Origin of the sequence: Enterovibrio coralii, assembly GCF_001559595.1 — a bacterium.
GTDB lineage: Bacteria > Pseudomonadota > Gammaproteobacteria > Enterobacterales > Vibrionaceae > Enterovibrio > Enterovibrio coralii.
Genome location: NZ_LNTY01000054.1, coordinates 55,259 through 74,001, shown reverse-complemented (window position 1 = coordinate 74,001; position 18,743 = coordinate 55,259). Strand labels below are relative to the sequence as shown.

At 50.6% G+C, this 18,743-nt stretch carries 14 protein-coding genes and 3 pseudogenes; 7 read left to right on the top strand and 10 right to left on the bottom strand.

Features of this window, described 5'->3' with window-relative positions; genetic code table 11:
• Positions 1–448 precede the first annotated feature (448 nt).
• On the bottom strand, positions 449–2,086 hold the full coding sequence (gene groL / locus ATN88_RS20155; RefSeq protein ID WP_067419431.1) for a chaperonin GroEL: 1,638 nt from the start codon (positions 2,084–2,086) through the stop codon (positions 449–451).
• Positions 2,087–2,131: 45 nt separating this feature from the next.
• Positions 2,132–2,422, bottom strand: coding sequence for a co-chaperone GroES (locus ATN88_RS20150; RefSeq protein ID WP_067419430.1), 291 nt, complete (start codon positions 2,420–2,422; stop codon positions 2,132–2,134).
• 326 nt (positions 2,423–2,748) lie between these two features.
• On the opposite strand from ATN88_RS20150, the pseudogene ATN88_RS20145 reads away from it, so the two are divergent.
• Positions 2,749–4,106 (top strand): annotated as a pseudogene (locus tag ATN88_RS20145) (MATE family efflux transporter).
• Positions 4,107–4,108: 2 nt separating this feature from the next.
• Here the strand turns inward: ATN88_RS20145 and ATN88_RS20140 are convergent.
• Positions 4,109–4,555: a MarR family winged helix-turn-helix transcriptional regulator gene (locus tag ATN88_RS20140; protein ID WP_067419429.1), complete on the bottom strand. Its 447-nt coding sequence runs from the start codon at positions 4,553–4,555 to the stop codon at positions 4,109–4,111.
• Between the two features lie 118 nt (positions 4,556–4,673).
• Between ATN88_RS20140 and ATN88_RS20135 the strand changes: the two genes are divergently transcribed.
• The 4 genes and pseudogenes from ATN88_RS20135 (at position 4,674) to ATN88_RS20120 (ending at position 9,418) form a co-directional block, all read left to right on the top strand.
• Complete coding sequence (locus tag ATN88_RS20135; RefSeq protein ID WP_067419428.1) at positions 4,674–5,810, top strand: homogentisate 1,2-dioxygenase; 1,137 nt, start codon at positions 4,674–4,676, stop codon at positions 5,808–5,810.
• Positions 5,811–5,838: 28 nt separating this feature from the next.
• Positions 5,839–6,819, top strand: a complete 981-nt coding sequence (locus tag ATN88_RS20130; protein ID WP_067419427.1) for a fumarylacetoacetate hydrolase family protein — start codon at positions 5,839–5,841, stop codon at positions 6,817–6,819.
• Positions 6,820–6,834: 15 nt separating this feature from the next.
• Positions 6,835–7,455 carry a maleylacetoacetate isomerase gene (maiA, locus tag ATN88_RS20125; RefSeq protein WP_067419426.1) on the top strand — a complete coding sequence of 207 codons (621 nt, stop codon included), beginning with the start codon at positions 6,835–6,837 and terminating at the stop codon, positions 7,453–7,455.
• Between the two features lie 8 nt (positions 7,456–7,463).
• A pseudogene (locus ATN88_RS20120) lies at positions 7,464–9,418 on the top strand (acetoacetate--CoA ligase).
• A gap of 80 nt (positions 9,419–9,498) precedes the next feature.
• Here the strand turns inward: ATN88_RS20120 and ATN88_RS20115 are convergent.
• The 7 genes and pseudogenes from ATN88_RS20115 to ATN88_RS20085 all read right to left on the bottom strand — a co-directional run bounded on the left by ATN88_RS20115 (position 9,499) and on the right by ATN88_RS20085 (position 15,338).
• Positions 9,499–10,227 (bottom strand): GntR family transcriptional regulator, encoded by a 729-nt coding sequence (locus ATN88_RS20115; RefSeq protein ID WP_067419425.1) that lies wholly within the window; start codon positions 10,225–10,227, stop codon positions 9,499–9,501.
• A gap of 425 nt (positions 10,228–10,652) precedes the next feature.
• A complete protein-coding gene (locus tag ATN88_RS20110) occupies positions 10,653–11,591 on the bottom strand; it encodes a transketolase family protein (protein ID WP_067419424.1) in 939 nt (312 codons plus the stop codon).
• Positions 11,588–12,424 (bottom strand): transketolase, encoded by an 837-nt coding sequence (locus tag ATN88_RS20105; protein ID WP_067419423.1) that lies wholly within the window; start codon positions 12,422–12,424, stop codon positions 11,588–11,590. The genes ATN88_RS20110 and ATN88_RS20105 overlap by 4 nt, the downstream gene beginning before the upstream one ends.
• Positions 12,425–12,476: 52 nt before the next feature.
• On the bottom strand, positions 12,477–13,829 hold the full coding sequence (locus ATN88_RS20100; protein ID WP_067419422.1) for a PTS ascorbate transporter subunit IIC: 1,353 nt from the start codon (positions 13,827–13,829) through the stop codon (positions 12,477–12,479).
• Positions 13,830–13,843: 14 nt separating this feature from the next.
• Entirely contained in the window at positions 13,844–14,107 is a 264-nt protein-coding gene (locus ATN88_RS20095) for a PTS sugar transporter subunit IIB (protein ID WP_002536881.1), read from the bottom strand.
• Between the two features lie 10 nt (positions 14,108–14,117).
• Positions 14,118–14,561 carry a PTS sugar transporter subunit IIA gene (locus ATN88_RS20090; RefSeq protein ID WP_067419421.1) on the bottom strand — a complete coding sequence of 148 codons (444 nt, stop codon included), beginning with the start codon at positions 14,559–14,561 and terminating at the stop codon, positions 14,118–14,120.
• A gap of 271 nt (positions 14,562–14,832) precedes the next feature.
• A pseudogene (locus ATN88_RS20085) lies at positions 14,833–15,338 on the bottom strand (FxsA family protein).
• A 366-nt stretch (positions 15,339–15,704) separates the two neighbouring features.
• Here ATN88_RS20085 and aspA point away from each other — a divergent pair.
• Both aspA and ATN88_RS20075 read left to right on the top strand, forming a co-directional pair.
• Positions 15,705–17,165 carry an aspartate ammonia-lyase gene (gene aspA / locus ATN88_RS20080; protein WP_067419420.1) on the top strand — a complete coding sequence of 487 codons (1,461 nt, stop codon included), beginning with the start codon at positions 15,705–15,707 and terminating at the stop codon, positions 17,163–17,165.
• A gap of 248 nt (positions 17,166–17,413) precedes the next feature.
• The gene (locus tag ATN88_RS20075) at positions 17,414–18,721 is read left to right on the top strand and encodes an anaerobic C4-dicarboxylate transporter (RefSeq protein WP_067419419.1); all 1,308 of its coding nucleotides are present in this window, start codon (positions 17,414–17,416) and stop codon (positions 18,719–18,721) included.
• The last annotated feature ends 22 nt before the right edge of the window (positions 18,722–18,743 follow it).

Genomic DNA, 18,743 nt, shown 5'->3' with positions numbered 1-18,743 from the left:
TTGGTCAAATTGTTAAAGAACGTTGACTTCGTTGCTGGCTTAGTGCGCCGTGCCCCGTGTCGATGGGGCGCAGTATAGGGACTTCAGAAAATCGCGCAAGTGCTTTTTTGAAAAAAGTCACACTTTCGCGTTCAAGCGCTCAAATATCGAACGAAAACCCCATTTTCGCACAAATTCTGTGCGGATATTACAAGGATCAAGGCTGATCGAGATCATGCATATCGATCTTCTTGTCAGCGGCATGTCACTTTAATGACTCTTGTGTGACCGCAAGACTATTCAGTAAAGCACAATCTGACGATTCCGCACGGCTATTTTTCACTAATCTCATTGATGGCATGCTGTCTTGTAGGTCAGTAAAAATGCGGATCTTGGCTAACTGTTTCTTTAAGGTACAAAAAAGCCCGCTTTCGCGGGCTTTTTCTATTTCCGATGGGAAACGGGATGATTACATCATACCGCCCATACCACCCATGCCGCCCATGTCAGGCATTGCTGGGCCATCTTGTTTTGGCAGTTCAGTTACCATTGCTTCGGTAGTGATCATCAGACCTGCTACAGAGGCTGCGAACTGAAGTGCTGAACGAGTAACTTTAGTTGGATCCAAGATACCCATTTCAATCATGTCGCCGTATTCGCTCGTTGCTGCGTTGTAACCGTAGTTACCTTCGCCAGCTTTCACGTTGTTCGCAACGACAGAATCTTCATCACCTGCGTTCAGTGCGATTTGACGGATAGGTGCTTCCATTGCACGCAGTGCAACGCGGATACCAACGTTTTGTTCTTCGTTGTCACCTTGCAGGTCAACAACTTTGCTCGCTGCGCGGATAAGTGCAACACCACCACCAGCAACCACGCCTTCTTCAACTGCTGCGCGAGTAGCGTGCAGTGCGTCTTCTACGCGGTCTTTCTTCTCTTTCATTTCAACTTCAGTTGCTGCGCCAACTTTGATTACCGCAACACCGCCTGCCAGTTTAGCAACGCGTTCTTGCAGTTTCTCTTTGTCGTAGTCTGAAGTTGCATCTTCGATTTGCTGACGAATTTGAGATACACGGCCTTGGATAGACACTTCATCACCTGCACCATCAATAATGGTGGTGTTTTCTTTAGTGATAGAGATGCGCTTCGCCTGACCCAGATCTTCCAGCGTTACTTTCTCCAGTTCCATACCGATCTCTTCAGAGATAACAGTACCTGCAGTCAGTGTCGCGATGTCTTGCAGCATGGCTTTACGACGGTCGCCGAAACCAGGTGCTTTAACAGCAGCTACTTTCACGATGCCACGCATGTTGTTCACAACCAGTGTCGCCAGTGCTTCACCTTCTACGTCTTCTGCGATGATCAGCAGAGGGCGTGAAGATTTTGCTACTGCTTCCAGTGTAGGCAGCAGTTCACGGATGTTTGACACTTTCTTGTCAACCAGCAGGATGAACGGGCTTTCCAGATCAACAGAACCAGACTCTTGGTTGTTGATGAAGTAAGGAGACAGGTAACCGCGGTCAAACTGCATACCTTCTACTACATCCAGCTCGTCTTGCAGAGACTGACCTTCTTCAACAGTGATAACACCGTCGCGGCCTACTTTTTCCATTGCTTCTGCAATGATGTTACCTACAGTCTCATCAGAGTTTGCAGAGATAGTACCAACCTGTGCGATTGCTTTGGTATCCGCACATGGTACAGACAGTGCTTTCAGCTCTTCTACTGCAGCAACAACGGCTTTGTCGATACCGCGCTTCAGATCCATTGGGTTCATGCCCGCTGCTACTGCTTTCAGACCTTCAGCAATGATTGCTTGCGCCAGTACAGTTGCAGTTGTGGTACCGTCACCCGCTGCGTCGTTTGCTTGAGACGCAACTTCTTTAACCATTTGTGCGCCCATGTTCTGGAATTTGTCTTCCAGTTCAATTTCACGCGCTACAGATACACCATCTTTAGTGATAGTTGGTGCACCGAAAGATTTGTCCAGTACTACGTTACGGCCTTTAGGACCCAGAGTAACTTTTACTGCGTTTGCCAGAACGTTTACGCCTTCCAGCATTTTTGTGCGTGCATCATTGCCAAACTTAACGTCTTTAGCTGCCATTTCTCTCTTCCTTTTTAAATCTGTTCTTCAGTGATGAAATAGTAATTACTCAACGATAGCCATGATGTCGTTTTCAGACAGGATCAGGACTTCCTTACCATCGATTTTCTCAGTCTTGGTGCCGTAGCCTTCAGAGAAGATAACGGTATCGCCAACTTTAACGTCCAGCGGTAGCACGTTGCCGTTTTCAAGCACACGGCCTTTACCAACTGCCAGTACAACGCCGCGAGTAGATTTCTCAGCAGCTGAACCGGTTAGAACGATGCCACCAGCAGATTTTGATTCAACTTCCTGGCGTTCAACGATTACGCGATCGTGTAGTGGACGAATGTTCATTGGTCGTCTCCTGAATAAATGTAGTGATCCATGTGATAAATAGAAAAGGAAACTGCCACACTTTGCAGGTTCCGAAATCTGTATAGCCCCTATCGACATTTTGTCGACGGGTTTAACGCAATTTGCGTATAAAGTGGGGATGGGTTATCTCAATCCCAAGGGGCAAAAAGCAAATTTTTTGGTTTTTTTTAACCAATACCTTTTGCTCCATCACATTCTATCGATTAGGGTAGCCCTGCCTTGTTTTTTCAAGGATCTACTCTGCAATACATTGAACCACCCATTTTTATTCATTTCCTTTCATAAAAGCCGTTGCTGAGAGTGGTATGAAAGACAAGCATGGCCTGTTGTCAGGCTCAATAGATCAGACTCTGAAAAACATGACGATCCCGATGGTGTTCGGTCTCGTTGCGATCCTTGCCTTTAATCTGGTCGACACCTTCTTTATCTCTTTATTAGGAACAGATGCGCTCGCCGCCGTCAGTTTCACGTTTCCGATAACCTTTGCGGTCAACTGCATCACCATGGGGATCGGTGTGGGTCTCTCTACCGGCGTTGCTAGGCTCCTCGGCCAAAATGCACAGCGAGATGCGGCACGGGTGTCGGGGCATGGTCTGATTTTGGCGGTACTTTTAGTGGTGGTTGCCAGCATGATTGGTCTTGCCACCATCGATCCACTGTTTCGCATGCTGGGTGCACACGAGCGTTTACTCCCCCTCATTCATGAATACATGAGCGTTTGGTACCTCACGATCCCTCTATTAGTGATCCCTATGGCAGGGAATTCCGCGATTCGCGCCACTGGAGATACCAAAACACCGGCAAAAATTATGGTGCTGGCAGGGTTCATTAATGGCCTTCTCGACCCTTTGCTTATCTTTGGCTTAGGCCCGTTTCCTGAACTCGGCGTAAAAGGGGCAGCCATTGCCAGTGCCATCAGTTGGGCAGGCGCTTTGGTCGGCTCACTGTACGTACTGATAAAGCGTGACAAGTTACTGGCGTGGCCATCACCTCGCACAATTTGGCAAGACTGGAAGGACATCCTTTCGATTGGTACCCCCGCGGCGATGTCCAATGCGCTGAACCCGATTTCCGGTGCCATCTTGATGGCGTTGCTTGCCAGCCAAGGGACTGCCGCCGTTGCAGCGTATGGCGCGGCGCAACGGTTGAGTCATTGCTGCTGATTGTGATGATGGCATTAACCTCTGCACTCACGCCTATCATGGCGCAGAACTTTGGCGCAGGTAATCCAACCCGCGCGTTTGCTGCACTGTTTCGCGCGATGCGTTTTTCTATCGTGTTTCAGTTCATCATCTTTATTGCCATGGTGCCGCTCAGCTTGCCGATCGCCTCTCTGTTCAGCCAAGAACCCGCGGTACAAGACAAGCTGTGGCATTACTTGATTGTTGTCCCCGCCAGTTACGGGATGCAGGGTGTGATGATGATGTTGGTGAGTGCACTCAATGCGATGAAAAAGCCCGTCACCGCGTTTGCGATGAACCTGATGCGTCTTTTCATCCTGTTGCTGCCAATGGCATGGCTCGGCAGTGTGTTTGACGGCACGGAAGGCATGTTTGTCGGCATTGCTGTGGCGAACGCCATTGCCGGTATTGTCGCTTACACCGTGGCGGTCTCCATGCGCCGCCAGCTCTTGGTAGAGAAAAGTGTGGCAAAGGAAAGTTAACGCTAGCCTAACTCCCGAGAGCGGGTTTGCAGCGCATCGAGTGCGTGATAAAGCACTTGGTACTCTGATTCAGACAAACCCGCCAAGATATCCCGCTCCCACGCCAGCACCTTCGGCACGACCCGTTGATACAATTCCAAACCTTCGGCAGATAACTTGATAACAGCCGCGCGCTGATCGTTTTCATCCACGGAACGCGCCACTAAGCCCTTCTCTTCCAGCTTCGATAATATCCGCGAGACTTTGACCTTATCCAATCGCGTCTCCTTGGCAAGGTCTTTGGAAATCACCCCATCGCGCGCACCGAGTGAGGCAATCACCCGCCATTCCGGACGCGAAATCCCAAACTCCGCCTCATAACGCGATGCCAAGCTATCAGCCACCAGCTCCGCGGTTTGCACCAGTTTGTATGGCAGGAAATCGTCTAGTGACAGGCGTTGTCCGTTCATGGTTCTCCTTATCTTTCCTTCAAATTTGCATTCTGGCCAATCTGACCAATACTCAAAAGATAGTTTCATTTGAAACTATCTGCCGTTTTCTTCGTTTTAATCTGTGCAGGAGAGCATCATGAGAAAGTGGTTTTCATTCCCGCTCGTGGAAGGTGAAGCGTCCCGACAAGCCCATTGCGATTTGCCGGAAGGCACCTATGAAAGGGAATGCGGTAAGGAAGGTTTCTTTGGTCCGGCAACCCATATGTATCACCTGCATGCACCCACTGGCTGGACGGAATGGGAAGGCGAACTGCGCCCTCATGCGTTTGACACAAACAAGGTCGAAGACACCACGAACAACCCCATGACCGCGCCAGTCTTGCTTTCTAACCCCAATGTCCGCGTGAGAGTCTGGCGATGTGAAAACGAAATGGATTATCTGGTGCGAAACGGTGATGGCGATGATTGCCTGTTCGTGCATCAGGGCGAAGGCTCGCTCTATTGCGATTACGGCCACCTTCATTTCTCTGAAGGCGATTACATCATCATTCCTCGCTCGACCAATTGGCGCATTGAGCCAAGCTCACCGGTTACCTTGCTGATGATTGAAGCCACCCACGGATCCTATCTGGCGGCAGAAAAAGGGATCGTCGGCGATCATGCAGTGTTTGATCCTGCGGTATTAGAACACCCGAGGATCGATGATGAGTTCGTTGCCCAACGCGCAGAACCCAGAGACTGGCAGGTTTATCTGAAATCGCGAAACGCCCTGAACCGCATTACTTACCCTTTCAACCCGCTTGATGCCGTGGGTTGGAAAGGTAACCTCACCGTATTCAAGCTCAACTGGCGTGATATCCGACCGCTGATGAGCCATCGCTACCATTTGCCGCCTTCAGCACACACCACCTTTGTCGCACAAGGCTTTGTGATTTGTACCTTTGTTCCCCGTCCCATTGAAACAGATCCCGGCGCGCTCAAAGTGCCCTTCTACCATAACAATGACGATTACGATGAAGTCATCTTCTACCACAAAGGGGAATTCTTCAGTCGAGACAACATTCATCCCGGCATGGTGACACATCACCCCTGTGGCTTCCCGCACGGCCCACACCCCAAAGCGTTTGCCGCCGGTGCGCGCGCCACTAAAAAAGAAACCGATGAAGTCGCGGTAATGATTGATACCCGCATGCCTTTAGATATGGGCGATGCGGCGAAACAAACTGAGTTAACGGATTACGTTCTGTCTTGGCGAACGCCTCCCACTGCCTGACAGAGACTAACGAGACAAGGAGAGAACAATGAAACTGGCCTCTTTGAAACACCGCCGCGACGGCAAATTGATTCTGGTCTCCCGCGATCTGAGCCAAGCCGTCGATGCCTCCGACATTGCCTACACCCTGCAAGACGCATTGGACGAATGGGACACCCTATCTCCGTTACTGCAAGCACGTTATGACGCCTTGAACGACAACAAGGTGGCCGGGCGATTCCCGTTTAACCCGAAAGATTGCGCCTCTCCCCTGCCGCGCGCCTTTCAATGGGCGGATGGCAGTGCGTACGTGAACCATGTTGAATTGGTGCGAAAAGCCCGCGGCGCAGAGATGCCTGCAAGTTTCTGGACCGACCCATTGATGTACCAAGGTATGTCAGACCGTTTCCTTGCCCCATGTGATGACATTGAACTTTGCGATGAAGCGTGGGGATGCGATTTTGAAGCCGAAGTTGCGGTGATTACCGACGACGTGCCAATGGCAACCGCCGCCGATGCTGCAGGCAAGCACATTCGCCTTCTGATGCTGGTCAACGACGTTTCACTCAGAAACCTCATTCCCAGTGAACTCGCAAAAGGGTTTGGCTTTTTCCAATCCAAACCTGCGTCCGCGTTCTCGCCTATCGCCATTACCCCTGATGAACTGTCTGATGCGTGGGCGGGCAACAAAGTGCATCTTCCTCTTGAGGTACACCTCAATCATGAACAGTTTGGCGCACCCGATGCAGGGGTAGACATGACCTTTGATTTCTCAGAGCTGATCGCCCATGCCGCCAAGAGTCGACACCTGTCTGCGGGCACCATTGTCGGCTCCGGTACTGTCTCTAATTTGGATCGCTCAAAAGGATCTTGTTGCATAGCAGAGAGACGAATGTTGGAAATTCTGGAAGTGGGTTCGCCTAACACCCCCTTCTTACACTACGGTGATAGAGTCAGCATCGAAATGCATGACTCACAAGGACGTTCGATATTCGGACGCATTGAGCAGGAAGTTGTCCCGTTCAAGTAGGCATGGAGAGACGAGATGAAGCTCTTTGATTATAAAAACTCGTCCGCGTCATACCGTGTTCGCATCGCCCTCAATTTGAAAGGACTGAGCTACCAAGCCCAGTCCGTTTCGTTGTTGGACGGTGACCAACGCAAGGACAGCTATCGCGCGCTGAATCCCTCGGGACTGGTGCCAACCTTGGTCGATAACGGACAAGTGTTGACGCAATCGCTGGCTATTATTGAATATCTGGAAGAGGCGTACCCTTCCCCTTCAATTTTACCTGCCGATCGCATCGCACGCGCCAAGTGTCGCGCCATCGCCTTGGATATCGCTTGTGATATTCACCCGCTCAATAACCTTCGAGTCTTGCAGCACCTGACCGGCGCAATGCAACACAGCGACGATGACAAGTTGCAGTGGTATCAGCACTGGGTCCGCAACGGCTTGGACGCTCTGGAAAAGAAACTGGAGAGTTCTCAAACTGCGTTTTGTTGTGATTCGGTTCCAACGCTCGCGGATATCTGCCTTGTCCCCCAGCTGTTCAACGCGCGTCGGTTTTCTATCGACCTGACCCCATACCCTACCTTGATAGAAATAGAACAGCGCTGCCAACATCTGCCCGAGTTTGCAAAAGCGCACCCAGACAATGTTTAGGAGAAAGCATGTCACACGAGCCTCTTTGGCGACCGAGCTCATCACGACTCGCCAATGCCAACCTGACGGATTTCATGGATGTGGTAAACCGTCAATACAACCTGAAGCTTGTTAATTTCGCCCAGCTGTACGATTGGTCAATCACACATAACGATCTCTTTTGGACCGAATTGTGGGATTTCGGCAACGTAGTCGGCGAGCGCGGTGCCCGTATCGTCGATATCCCAGAAAAAGACCCACACCAGCATAGCCGCTGGTTTCCCGATGCCGAGCTGAACTTTGCAGAGAACCTGCTGCAATGGGCAGCCGACATGCCGGACAAAGACGCCATCGTCTTTTCCGGTGAAGATGAAATTGCCACCTCAATCACGTGGCAAGAATTGGTGCGCCAAGTGGGTTGTGTTACTCACTACTTGCGCTCGTGCGGCGTCGAGCAAGGCGACGTGGTAGCGGGTTATCTACCCAATATTGCCGAAACCGTGGTTGCCATGCTGGCAACGGCATCACTCGGTGCTATCTGGACATCAACCTCGCCTGACTTTGGTATCGACAGCGTATTGGATCGCTTCGGCCAAACGCAGCCGAAAGTCCTTTTCACCACAGATGCTTATAACTACAACGGTAAGTCTCACGATAACCTCACCAAAGCGCGTTCAGTCCGACAAGGTGTGGAAAGCATGACCCACATGGTGGTCATTCCGTATGTCAACACCGTCGATATCAACGATGATGAAGAGACTGGCTGGAAATCCTAGATGAAGACGCGCCGCCGCTGCGCTTTACCCGCGTTGGATTTAACGCACCACTGTATGTCTTGTATTCATCCGGCACCACGGGTAAGCCAAAGTGCATCATCCACAGTGTCGGCGGTATGCTGCTTAATCATTTAAAAGAGCACCAACTGCACTCCGATGTGAAGGTCGGCGATCGCGTGTTTTACTTCACCACCTGTGGTTGGATGATGTGGAACTGGCTGGCCAGTGCGCTGGCAAGCGGCGCGACATTGGTGCTGTTTGACGGCTCCCCGTTTTATCCAGATGCTGGCGTATTATGGCGACTGACCGACACCCAAAAAGTCACGCTATTTGGCACCTCAGCCAAATACCTTGAAGCCCTTGAGAAGCATCACTATTACCCAGAACAAGAACACTCGCTGTCCACGCTTCGCACCCTATGCTCAACAGGTTCCGTGCTGGCACCCGAGCAGTTTGATTATGTCTACATCCACATCAAGCAAGACTTGCAGCTTAGCTCCATCGCAGGTGGCACCGACATTTGTGGCTGTTTTGTGTTGGGCAGTCCCATCTCGCCAGTTTATCGCGGGCAAAGTCAGGTGCGCGGCCTTGGTTTAGCAGTAAATGTCTTTAACAGTGACGGCCAAGCGGTTGTGGATGAAAAGGGTGAGTTGGTGTGCTGTAACAGCTTCCCGAACCAGCCTGTCGGCTTTTGGAATGATGACAGCGGCGAGCGCTACCACAACGCTTACTGGGCAAAGATGGAAGACATCTGGTTCCATGGCGATTATGTCGAGCTGACCAATGAAGGCGGCATGGTGTTCTTTGGACGCTCAGACGCAATTTTGAATCCAGGTGGCGTGCGCATTGGCACGGCGGAAATCTACCGTCACGTCAACCAACTCGACGAAATCATGGATTCGGTGGTGATTGGGCAAGACTGGAACAATGATGTGCGTGTGGTGCTGTTTGTGAAACTGCGCGAAGGCGTCTCCTTGGATGACGACTTGGAGAGAAAAATTCGCTCCACCATCAAGATCAGCTGCACACCACGACACGTCCCCGCCAAGATTGTCACGGTCACGGATATCCCAAGAACCAAATCAGGTAAGCTGGCAGAACTCGCAGTGCGCGATGTGGTGCACGGACGGGAAGTCGCTCAGCTCAGCGCGCTGGATAACCCTGAATCGCTGGAGCAATACAAGCACAGGCCAGAGCTTCAAGCGTAGTTTTACTTCTATCTTAGAAAACAAAAAGAGCCTCTTCGTTCAGCGTAGAGGCTCTTTTCATCTATTCATTGCAGACTCGCTTAGCGGCGCGTCACCTGATGGATATTGAACAAGTCACTGTTGATGGTCGCGACCGTGTATTCGAATGGCGTGCCGTCATCAAACGATACCACCTCTCGAAGCTCTATCATCGCCTGTCCTTCGTCCACATTGAGCAGCTCGGCCAACTCGGCATCACGCAGGTTAAAGGCTGAAATGTCCTGCTCACGCGTTTGTACCTTTTTACCGGTCATCTGCTCCATGTAGCCATACTTGGAGTGTTCTATCTGGTTGAACTGAAAGCCATCGCAAACCGCCACTGGGATATGCGTTTGCTCGAACGACACAGGCATGCTGCCAAAGCTCATCAAGCGCTCGATATAGTAAACCTTTTCGTTCGGTTTAATGCGAAGCGCATGCGCGATTTGGACGTTAGGCACTTCAATGATGGCACTGGACATCACACGGCGGACGGCACTTTCTCCTGCCTTTTGTGCTTGTTCATCAAACGGTGACAACACATGAAAATTGCCGCTGGGTGATGCCTGACCTGAGCCGACGTACAAGCCCGAGCCTTTCACGCGATAAACCAAACCTTGCTCAACCAAATAGCGCGTTGCTTCACGCACGGTCACACGGGTGATACCGAGGTGTTTGGCGATACCGGCTTCGGTATCCAGCTTGTCGCCGGGAGATAGGCTAGCACTTTCAATTTTGCGCTCAATGAAGTCGATGACTTCTTGCTGCTTCCCTGTCACTTTAAACGTCATAGCGTCTCTTTTTCGTTATGTATTAGCCGACTGACTGCTTGTTGTTTTATGAGGTTTTATCTTTCGCAGACAGAAACGGCGGATCTCAGATCCGCCGCTTAGTGTATACCCAAACGACCTAAATATGCAGGATTCAGCGAGTTTGACTGGTGTGGTGATCGCGGCGTCCCTTTGCAGATGTAGTTCACCTACATTAAAAAGGGACAACAAAGAGCACGACGCCAGTTAACTCGCCCAAAGGGAGGGCCTCAATGCGTCCACTTCTTCGTTAAATTCCACGGAAATAGAACGACTATTTCTCGCAAAATTCGCCTCGAATTGAACGCATTGATGACCTCTGAACTCGAGCATATTTAGGTCATTTGGGTATGTGTTATCGCTAGGTGAATACAAACTGTCACCTGCATTTCGCGATATCCGAGCGATCACGCACTCAGCAATGTGGTGCAGAAATCTGCAATACGCTCCGCGCTGATGCCGTAAACATCTTTCAAGAAATCAAGCGACCCCACCTGTCCGTATTGCTCCTGCACGCCAAGCTTGTTGAAGCTTTGCAGGGCAACACCGTGAGACAAGAGCTCAGATGCCACTGCATCACCGAGACCACCAATCACATTGTGGTTTTCAATGGTCACCACACGGCCGGTCTTACGCGCTTCCGCGACCAGCAGCTCAGTATCCAACGGCTTGATAGTGTGCATGTCGATGACTGCCACGGTTTTGCCCGTGTTGGCTTCGATCTGCTCCGCCGCTTTTAGCGCATCATGCACACAGATACCCGCCGCGATGATGGTCAGATCCGCGCCTTCTTTTAGAAGGTTACCTTTACCGATTTCAATGTCGTCTTCCGAACCATAGATCGCCGGCAAGTCTTTACGGGTTGAGCGAATGTAGTTCACGCCTTTATTGGCATAAGCAAAACGCATCGCGGCACGCAGTACCGACTCGTCGGACACATCAATCACGGTTGCGTTTGGTACCAAACGCATCAGGCCTGTGTCTTCAAACGGCATATGGGTGCCGCCATTTGTCACCGCGGTCACGCCTGCGTCACTGCCAAAGATATTAATGTGCTGACCTGCATAGCCGCCCGCGAGGAAAATCTGATCGTAACAACGACGGGTTGCGAAACAGCCAAACGAGTGAACAAAAGGTACTTTGCCCACTGCCGACAAGCCTGACGCCACACCCATCATATTGGCTTCTGCAATGCCGCAGTTCAGGAAGTTGTTTGGAAAGGTTTGCGCGAATTTCTTGGTGCTGACACTGCCCATCAGGTCGGCTTCCAGCACCATCACGTTGTCATGCTGCTCTGCCAGTTCCATCAACATTTCTGCGTGGATAACGCGAAGTTCTTTGCTCATTTCAGCTCCTCGATTTTTTGCTCTAGTGCCGCAATGTCTGCTTCAATCGCTGCACGCAGGTTATCGTCTAAACGCAGATGGTGGTTTGCTTCAATCGCTTCAACGGTTGGCATGCCCTGACCTTTTTCTGTATCCAGAATGATCGCAGTTGGGCGACCTGTCTCTGCTTTGGCCGTTTCAATCGCTGCGCAGATGGCTTCAATGTTCTTGCCGTCAACGCCGATGGCGTTAAAGCCGAAAGACGCAAACTTTTCACGAATATCGAAAGACGCCTGAATCTCATCAATGTAACCATCGAGCTGACGCTTGTTGTTATCGACAAACACAACCAAGTTCGACAGCTTGTGGTGCGCCGCGAACTGCGCTGCTTCCCAACACTGACCTTCTTGCAGCTCACCATCACCGACGATGGTGTAAACCGTCGAGGGAGTGCCAGCAGCCATACCGGCTGCGCAAGAAATACCTTGTCCTAACGAACCGGTTGTCATGTCCACGCCCGGCGTTTTGTTCATGTCAGCATGGCTTGGCAGCTTGGTGCCGTTGGCGTTGATGGTTTTCAGCCATTCGATATCAAAGAAACCGCGCAGTGCGAGGGTCGCGTAAAGCGCAGGGCCCGCATGGCCTTTTGACAGCACAAACAAGTCGCGGTCTTGCATGAGAGGGTTGGCAGGGTCGTGTTTTAAGTAGCGACCATACAGACAAGCCAGCGTTTCAGTGACGGACAGACAACCACCAAAGTGGCCGTACCCCATGTTCAATAAAGCCTTTGCCATTTCCTTTTTGATAGACAGATTGAAGGCCTCAATCTGACGCAGATCGAGTAAAGATTGCATAGTTACCTCGGGAAGATGAGAGAGTGCGGGCTGGTGTCAGCCCGCACTGAAATTAGATGTTTTCTGCAGTTTCGGCAGGTTTCTTGCCAATGAAGTTGGTGCCCAGTACCAGTGCTGCGACCGCTGCGACGCCCAGAATCACCGCTTCTTTACCCAGCATTGCCAGATAGCCTAGGAAGATACCGGTAATGGCGAAGTCAGAATCAGAGAAGGTGGTGTTGGCAAAACCAAGGTCACCCAGAACAGGCAGCAGCCACAGGGTCAGGAAGGTGATCACGACACCGTTGACGAATGCACCAACCGCAGCACCGCGACGACCGCCTGTTGCATTACCAAACACACCTGCTGTTGCACCTGTGAAGAAGTGAGGGACCACGCCAGGAAGGATCAGCGTCAGTTCCATCATGCCCAGCACACCCATGCTCACCAGACCGCCAAGGAAACTACACAGGAAGCCAACCAACACCGCGTTTTGTGCGTAAGGGAAGACGATTGGGCAATCCAGCGCAGGTTTTGCGTTCGGTACCAGTTTCTGAGAAATGCCAGTAAACGCAGGAACGATTTCTGCCAGTACCAGACGTACACCTTGCAGGATGACGAACACACCCGCCGCAAAGCCAATCGCGGTCATGATGGCGTAAACAATCGGGTTTTGACCGTTACTCAAGTTTTCGGTAACGAACTCACTGCCCGCCGCCATCACAAGGATCAGATAGATGATACCCATGGTCAGCGAGATAGAGATTGAAGAGTCGCGCAGGAACACCAGGTTCTTCGGCAGGTTCATTTCTTCGGTGCTCTTAGAGCCTTTACCGACGACTTTACCTACCAACGCAGACGCAACATAACCGACTGTCGAGAAGTGTGCGAAGGCGACATCATCACTGCCAGTGATCTTACGCATGAATGGCTGAGCCATTGCAGGGAAGAGCACCATGATTAGACCCAAAGACACAGAGCCAAGGAACACCAAAGACGCGCCGCTGAAGCCTGCCACGCTCAAGATGATTGCAATCATACAAGCCATGTAAAGCGTATGGTGGCCAGTCAGGAAGATGTATTTGAACTTACTGAAGCGCGCGAAGAAGATGTTCGCCACCATACCAAACGCCATGATAAGCGACGTTGAGGCACCGAAATCGGCCATAGCAGTTGCGTAGATTGCTTCGTTATTCGGAATAACGCCGCGAAGGTTGAACCCTTCTTCCATCAATACGCCCATTGGGGTCACGGCACTCACCAGAATGCCAGCACCACCGCCAATAACGATGAAACCAAGGATGGTTTTGATCGAGCCTTTAATCACATCTGAGCTCGATTTTTTCTGGATAGCAAGACCAATCAGGGCCACGATACCGATGAGGATCGCAGGTGTACTTAAAATGTCAGTGATGAAGTCGAGCATAGCGAAACCCTCTATTAACGGTTCATGTAAGCGACGAGCTGTTCTTTCATTGCGTTCTTGTCGGTGATGTTAGGAATAGAAATCACGTCACCGGCATGAATGCTGTCTGCCAAATCACGGGTACAGATGAACACATCTGCCATGTCTGGCGTCACTGAACCCAAGTCGGTGTGGTTCACTTCAGCCTCGACACCCAACTCACGCATAACTTCCTTCACTTTCATCTCGATCATGAAAGAAGAACCCAGACCTGTGCTACAAACGGCCATGATACGCATAGTGTTACCCTCAATATTTTTTAATAATTTCAATGATGTCTTGTGTGTTCTTTGCTTCAGTGACGGCATGTACGTCTTCGTCGGAGCAGAAGAACTCAGAGATTTTGGTGATGAGCTCGATGTGCTGATCGCTGTCTTTCGCGGCCAGCAGAAGCAAAAGCTTCACCGGATCGTTTTCTTCACTGTGGAATTCGACGCCGTTACGAACGACGAGAAGAGAAAGTGCGTTATTGTTCACGCCCTGCTCAGGACGGGCGTGTGGCATGGCAATCATAGGCGCCAGCACGTAATAAGGGCCAAGAGACTCTGTGGTGTCGACAATCGCTGACTCATAGTCAGGCTGAATGTCGCCAGATTTCACTAACGGAGCACACACTTGATGGATAGCGTCTTTCCAGTCAGCAACAGAATCTACCACCGCAATACGGTGCTCGGAGAGTAAGGTTGAAAGCATACAATTCACCATGCTTATACAGCTAATAAGTTGTCTATACAGGTGGAATGTACTTGTTTGAAAATAGGTTTTTCGTGACCAAAGTCTAACCTGCCATCAGATGGCCTTTCGAAATTCCCACAATGTTTTCATGGTCACAGTGGCGACTTATTTCGTACCACATTAGATTTAAAGTGAGATCTGCTGCTGGGAATTTGGCAAATCTCAGTGGTACGCGCGGGCATAAAAAAAGCCAACCTTTCGGTTGGCTTTTTATCTATTCGGTCAGGGCTTAGCGCAGACGGTGGTTGTCATCGTCGTTCTTGCGCTCGTATTCACCTTCGAAGGTGTTACCGCCTTGTGAGTTGTCACGAAACGGACCTTGCTGGTTGAACGGGTCGTTGCCAAACGGGCCTTGTTGTTGGAAGCCACTTTGGAAGTTTGCCACCTTCACTTTGCTCATCAACTGCTTTGCCAGCCACGCACGCGCCATGGTAAAAGCACCGCCATACCCATGGCATCAGTCATAAACCCTGGTGTAAGCAGCAGCACACCCGCAACGGCCAACATCACACCTTCAATGATTTGTTGTGCCGGCAATTCGCCTTGGTGCAAACGCTGTTGCACCGTCAGCAGAGTTTGAAGGCCTTGGCTTCGCACCAACGACGCTCCCACTACCGCGGTCAGCAAAATCAACGCCACGGTCGGCCAAAGTCCCAGCACACCACCCACTTGAATAAACAGGGCGATTTCAATGACAGGAACCGTAATGAACATCAGGAGCAGAATAGGAAACACAGCAAGGACCTCTTTTAATCTTCTAACCCATCATACCACTGGATGGAGAAATGATTGAGGGGTGATTAGTGTGAAGATGTGTCACGGCGTGACAAGATAAGTGTATGAATATTATTAGACAGTTAACAATGCGTGAGCCGAATCATTGAGATGAAGATCGTGATCACAGAACCATTCAAATCGTGGTTCTTAATCTCAATTGGTGATCTCACTCATGTTTTTGCTGTAACGTACGAGTAAAATTGCCTGCAATACGTCGGGTACAAAAAACTGGATACCCAGGCCAAACTCTCTGAATGAATGGACTCTACAGCGAATTTGTTGGCTAACAGAATAACCAATATAAAATTCTTTTAGGGCCATATCATGTCACAAACGATTGATTTCGAACAAAATCTGACAACCCCTCAAATTGCAACTCGCATCGAAGAAGACCTACTTGGCGAACGCCATGTACCGGCTGATGCGTATTACGGCATTCATACTCTTCGCGCTGTTGAAAACTTCAATATTTCTAAGACCACTATTTCTGATGTGCCTGAGTTTGTACGCGGCATGGTGTTCACCAAGAAAGCTGCGGCAATGGCGAACAAAGAGCTGGGCGTTATCCCTGCTGATGTGGGCGACTACATCATCAAAGCCTGTGATTTGATTCTGGAAACAGGCAAGTGCATGGATCAGTTCCCTTCTGATGTTTACCAAGGCGGCGCAGGCACCTCTGTAAACATGAACGCGAACGAAGTGATTGCGAACCTTGCTCTGGAACTGATGGGCAAAGAAAAAGGCGATTACGACGTGGTTAACCCTAACGACCATGTGAACAAGAGCCAATCAACCAACTGTGCTTACCCAACAGGTTTCCGTATCGCGGTATACAACAGCATTCTGAAGCTGGTTGACTCAATCACTTACCTACAAGGTGAGTTCGCAGCAAAAGGCACCGAGTTCGGTGGCATCCTGAAAATGGGCCGTACCCAGCTTCAAGACGCAGTACCTATGACTGTGGGTCAAGAATTCAATGCCTTCGCTGTGCTTCTGAAAGAAGAAGTGAAGAACCTGAAATACACTGCAGAGCTTTTGCTGGAAGTGAACCTGGGCGCAACCGCAATCGGTACAGGCCTGAACGCAGCAGCTGGCTACCAACAACTGGCGGTTGAGCGTCTGGCGGAAGTGACTGGCCTGAACTGTACCCCGGCAGAAGACCTGATTGAAGCGACCTCTGACTGTGGTGCGTACGTAATGGTTCACGGCGCACTGAAGCGTCTGGCAGTAAAACTGTCGAAGATCTGTAACGACTTGCGCCTGCTGTCTTCTGGTCCTCGCGCGGGCTTTAACGAAATCAACCTGCCAGAAATGCAGGCGGGCTCTTCAATCATGCCAGCGAAAGTAAACCCAGTTATCCCAGAAGTGGTTAACCAAGTTTGCTTTAAAGTTATCGGCAACGACACCACGGTAACCTTCGCAGCAGAAGCGGGTCAGCTTCAGCTGAACGTGATGGAACCTGTGATTGGCCAAGCGCTGTTCGAATCTATCGACATCCTAGCAAACGCATGTGTGAACCTGGGTGAGAAGTGTGTAAACGGCATCACTGTGAACAAAGAAATCTGTGAAGCCTTTGTTTTCAACTCAATCGGTATCGTGACCTACTTGAACCCGTTCATCGGCCACCACGAAGGTGACATCGTTGGTAAGATCTGTGCGGAAACAGGCAAGAACGTACGCGACGTTGTGCTGGAGCGCGGTCTGCTGACCGAAGAGCAACTGGATGACATCTTCTCGATTGATAACCTGATGCACCCGCAGTACAAAGCAAAACGCTACAACTAATTCGAAACAAGATGGGTACTCAACGAGTACCCATTTTTTTTACCCCTGTGCAACACTCAATCCGTGTTACATTACGCGCGCTTTTTTGATATCGCATCCCTAATTCCGAAAGTCCAAACGAAGAGACTTATTTCGACGTTTTTGCGCTCTAAAATCCACACCAACACTATGGTGATAAAGGCCGTTTGACCTCGAAGACAGTGGCTCCGTTTGTTCTTTTTGATTTTTAGCTTTAACAGGAGTATTCCATGATTGTATTGGAGTTATTCGTCGTACTCGCCTTTATCTTTATTGGCGCACGTATTGGCGGTATTGGTATTGGACTTGCCGGAGGTGCAGGTGTCATCGTCCTCTCACTGCTACTGGGTATGCCCACCAGCCAAACCTTTATCCCTATCGACGTTATCCTGATCATCATGTCTGTGATCACCGCCATCGCGGCCATGCAAGTCGCTGGCGGTCTCGACTGGCTGGTTGAAAAAGCCGAAAACTTCCTCCGTAAAAACCCAAAACACATTACGTTTTACGCCCCGGTAGTGACTTACTTGATGACGCTGATGGCAGGCACAGGCCACACCGCGTTTTCAACATTGCCAGTGATTGCTGAAGTGGCAAAAGAGCAAGGCATTCGCCCTTCTCGCCCACTGTCGATTGCCGTGGTTGCCTCTCAGATTGCCATTACGGCTTCGCCAATCTCCGCAGCGGTGGTGTTCTTCTCTGGCATTCTTGACCCTGTTGGCGTGGATTACCTGACCCTTCTGGCGATTTGCATTCCAACCACCTTTATTGCGTGTATGGTTGGCGCATTTGTCGCGAACTTTATGGGTTGTGAGCTAAAAGATGACCCTATCTATCAAGAACGTCTGGAAAAAGGTCTGATCAAGCTTCAAGGCGAAACCAAACGCGAAATCGCGCCAACGGCGAAAAAAGCGACCTACATTTTCTTGGCAGCTATCGTACTGGTTGTGGCTTACGCGGCGGCAATTTCTAACTCGATTGGCCTGATTGAAAACCCTACCCTTGGCCGCAATGAAGCCATCATGACCTTTATGCTGGCAGCCGCGACCTTGATTGTTGGCATGACGGGTATCGACGCATCGAAAATCCCATCTGCACCGACTTTCCGCTCAGGTATGACTGCGTGCGTCTGTGTTCTGGGTGTGGCTTGGCTGGGCTCGACATTTGTTAACGGCCACGTTGATGGCATCAAAGAAGTCGCAGGCACATTACTGCAGGACTACCCATGGATGCTGGCACTGGTGCTGTTCTTTGCATCTATGCTGTTGTACTCACAAGGCGCAACCACAGTGGCGTTGATGCCAGCTGCACTGGCGATAGGCGTGGCTCCGGTCACCGCGATTGCATCGTTTGCAGCGGTAAGTGCGCTGTTCGTTCTGCCGACCTACCCAACCCTGTTGGCAGCAGTAGAAATGGATGACACGGGTTCTACCCGCATTGGTAATCTGGTGTTCAACCATCCGTTCTTTGTTCCGGGCGTGGTGACCATCACCACCTCAGTGGCACTGGGCTTTGTGGTCGGCGGTATCGTCCTCTAATTTCCAAACCTTATGGTGAAAG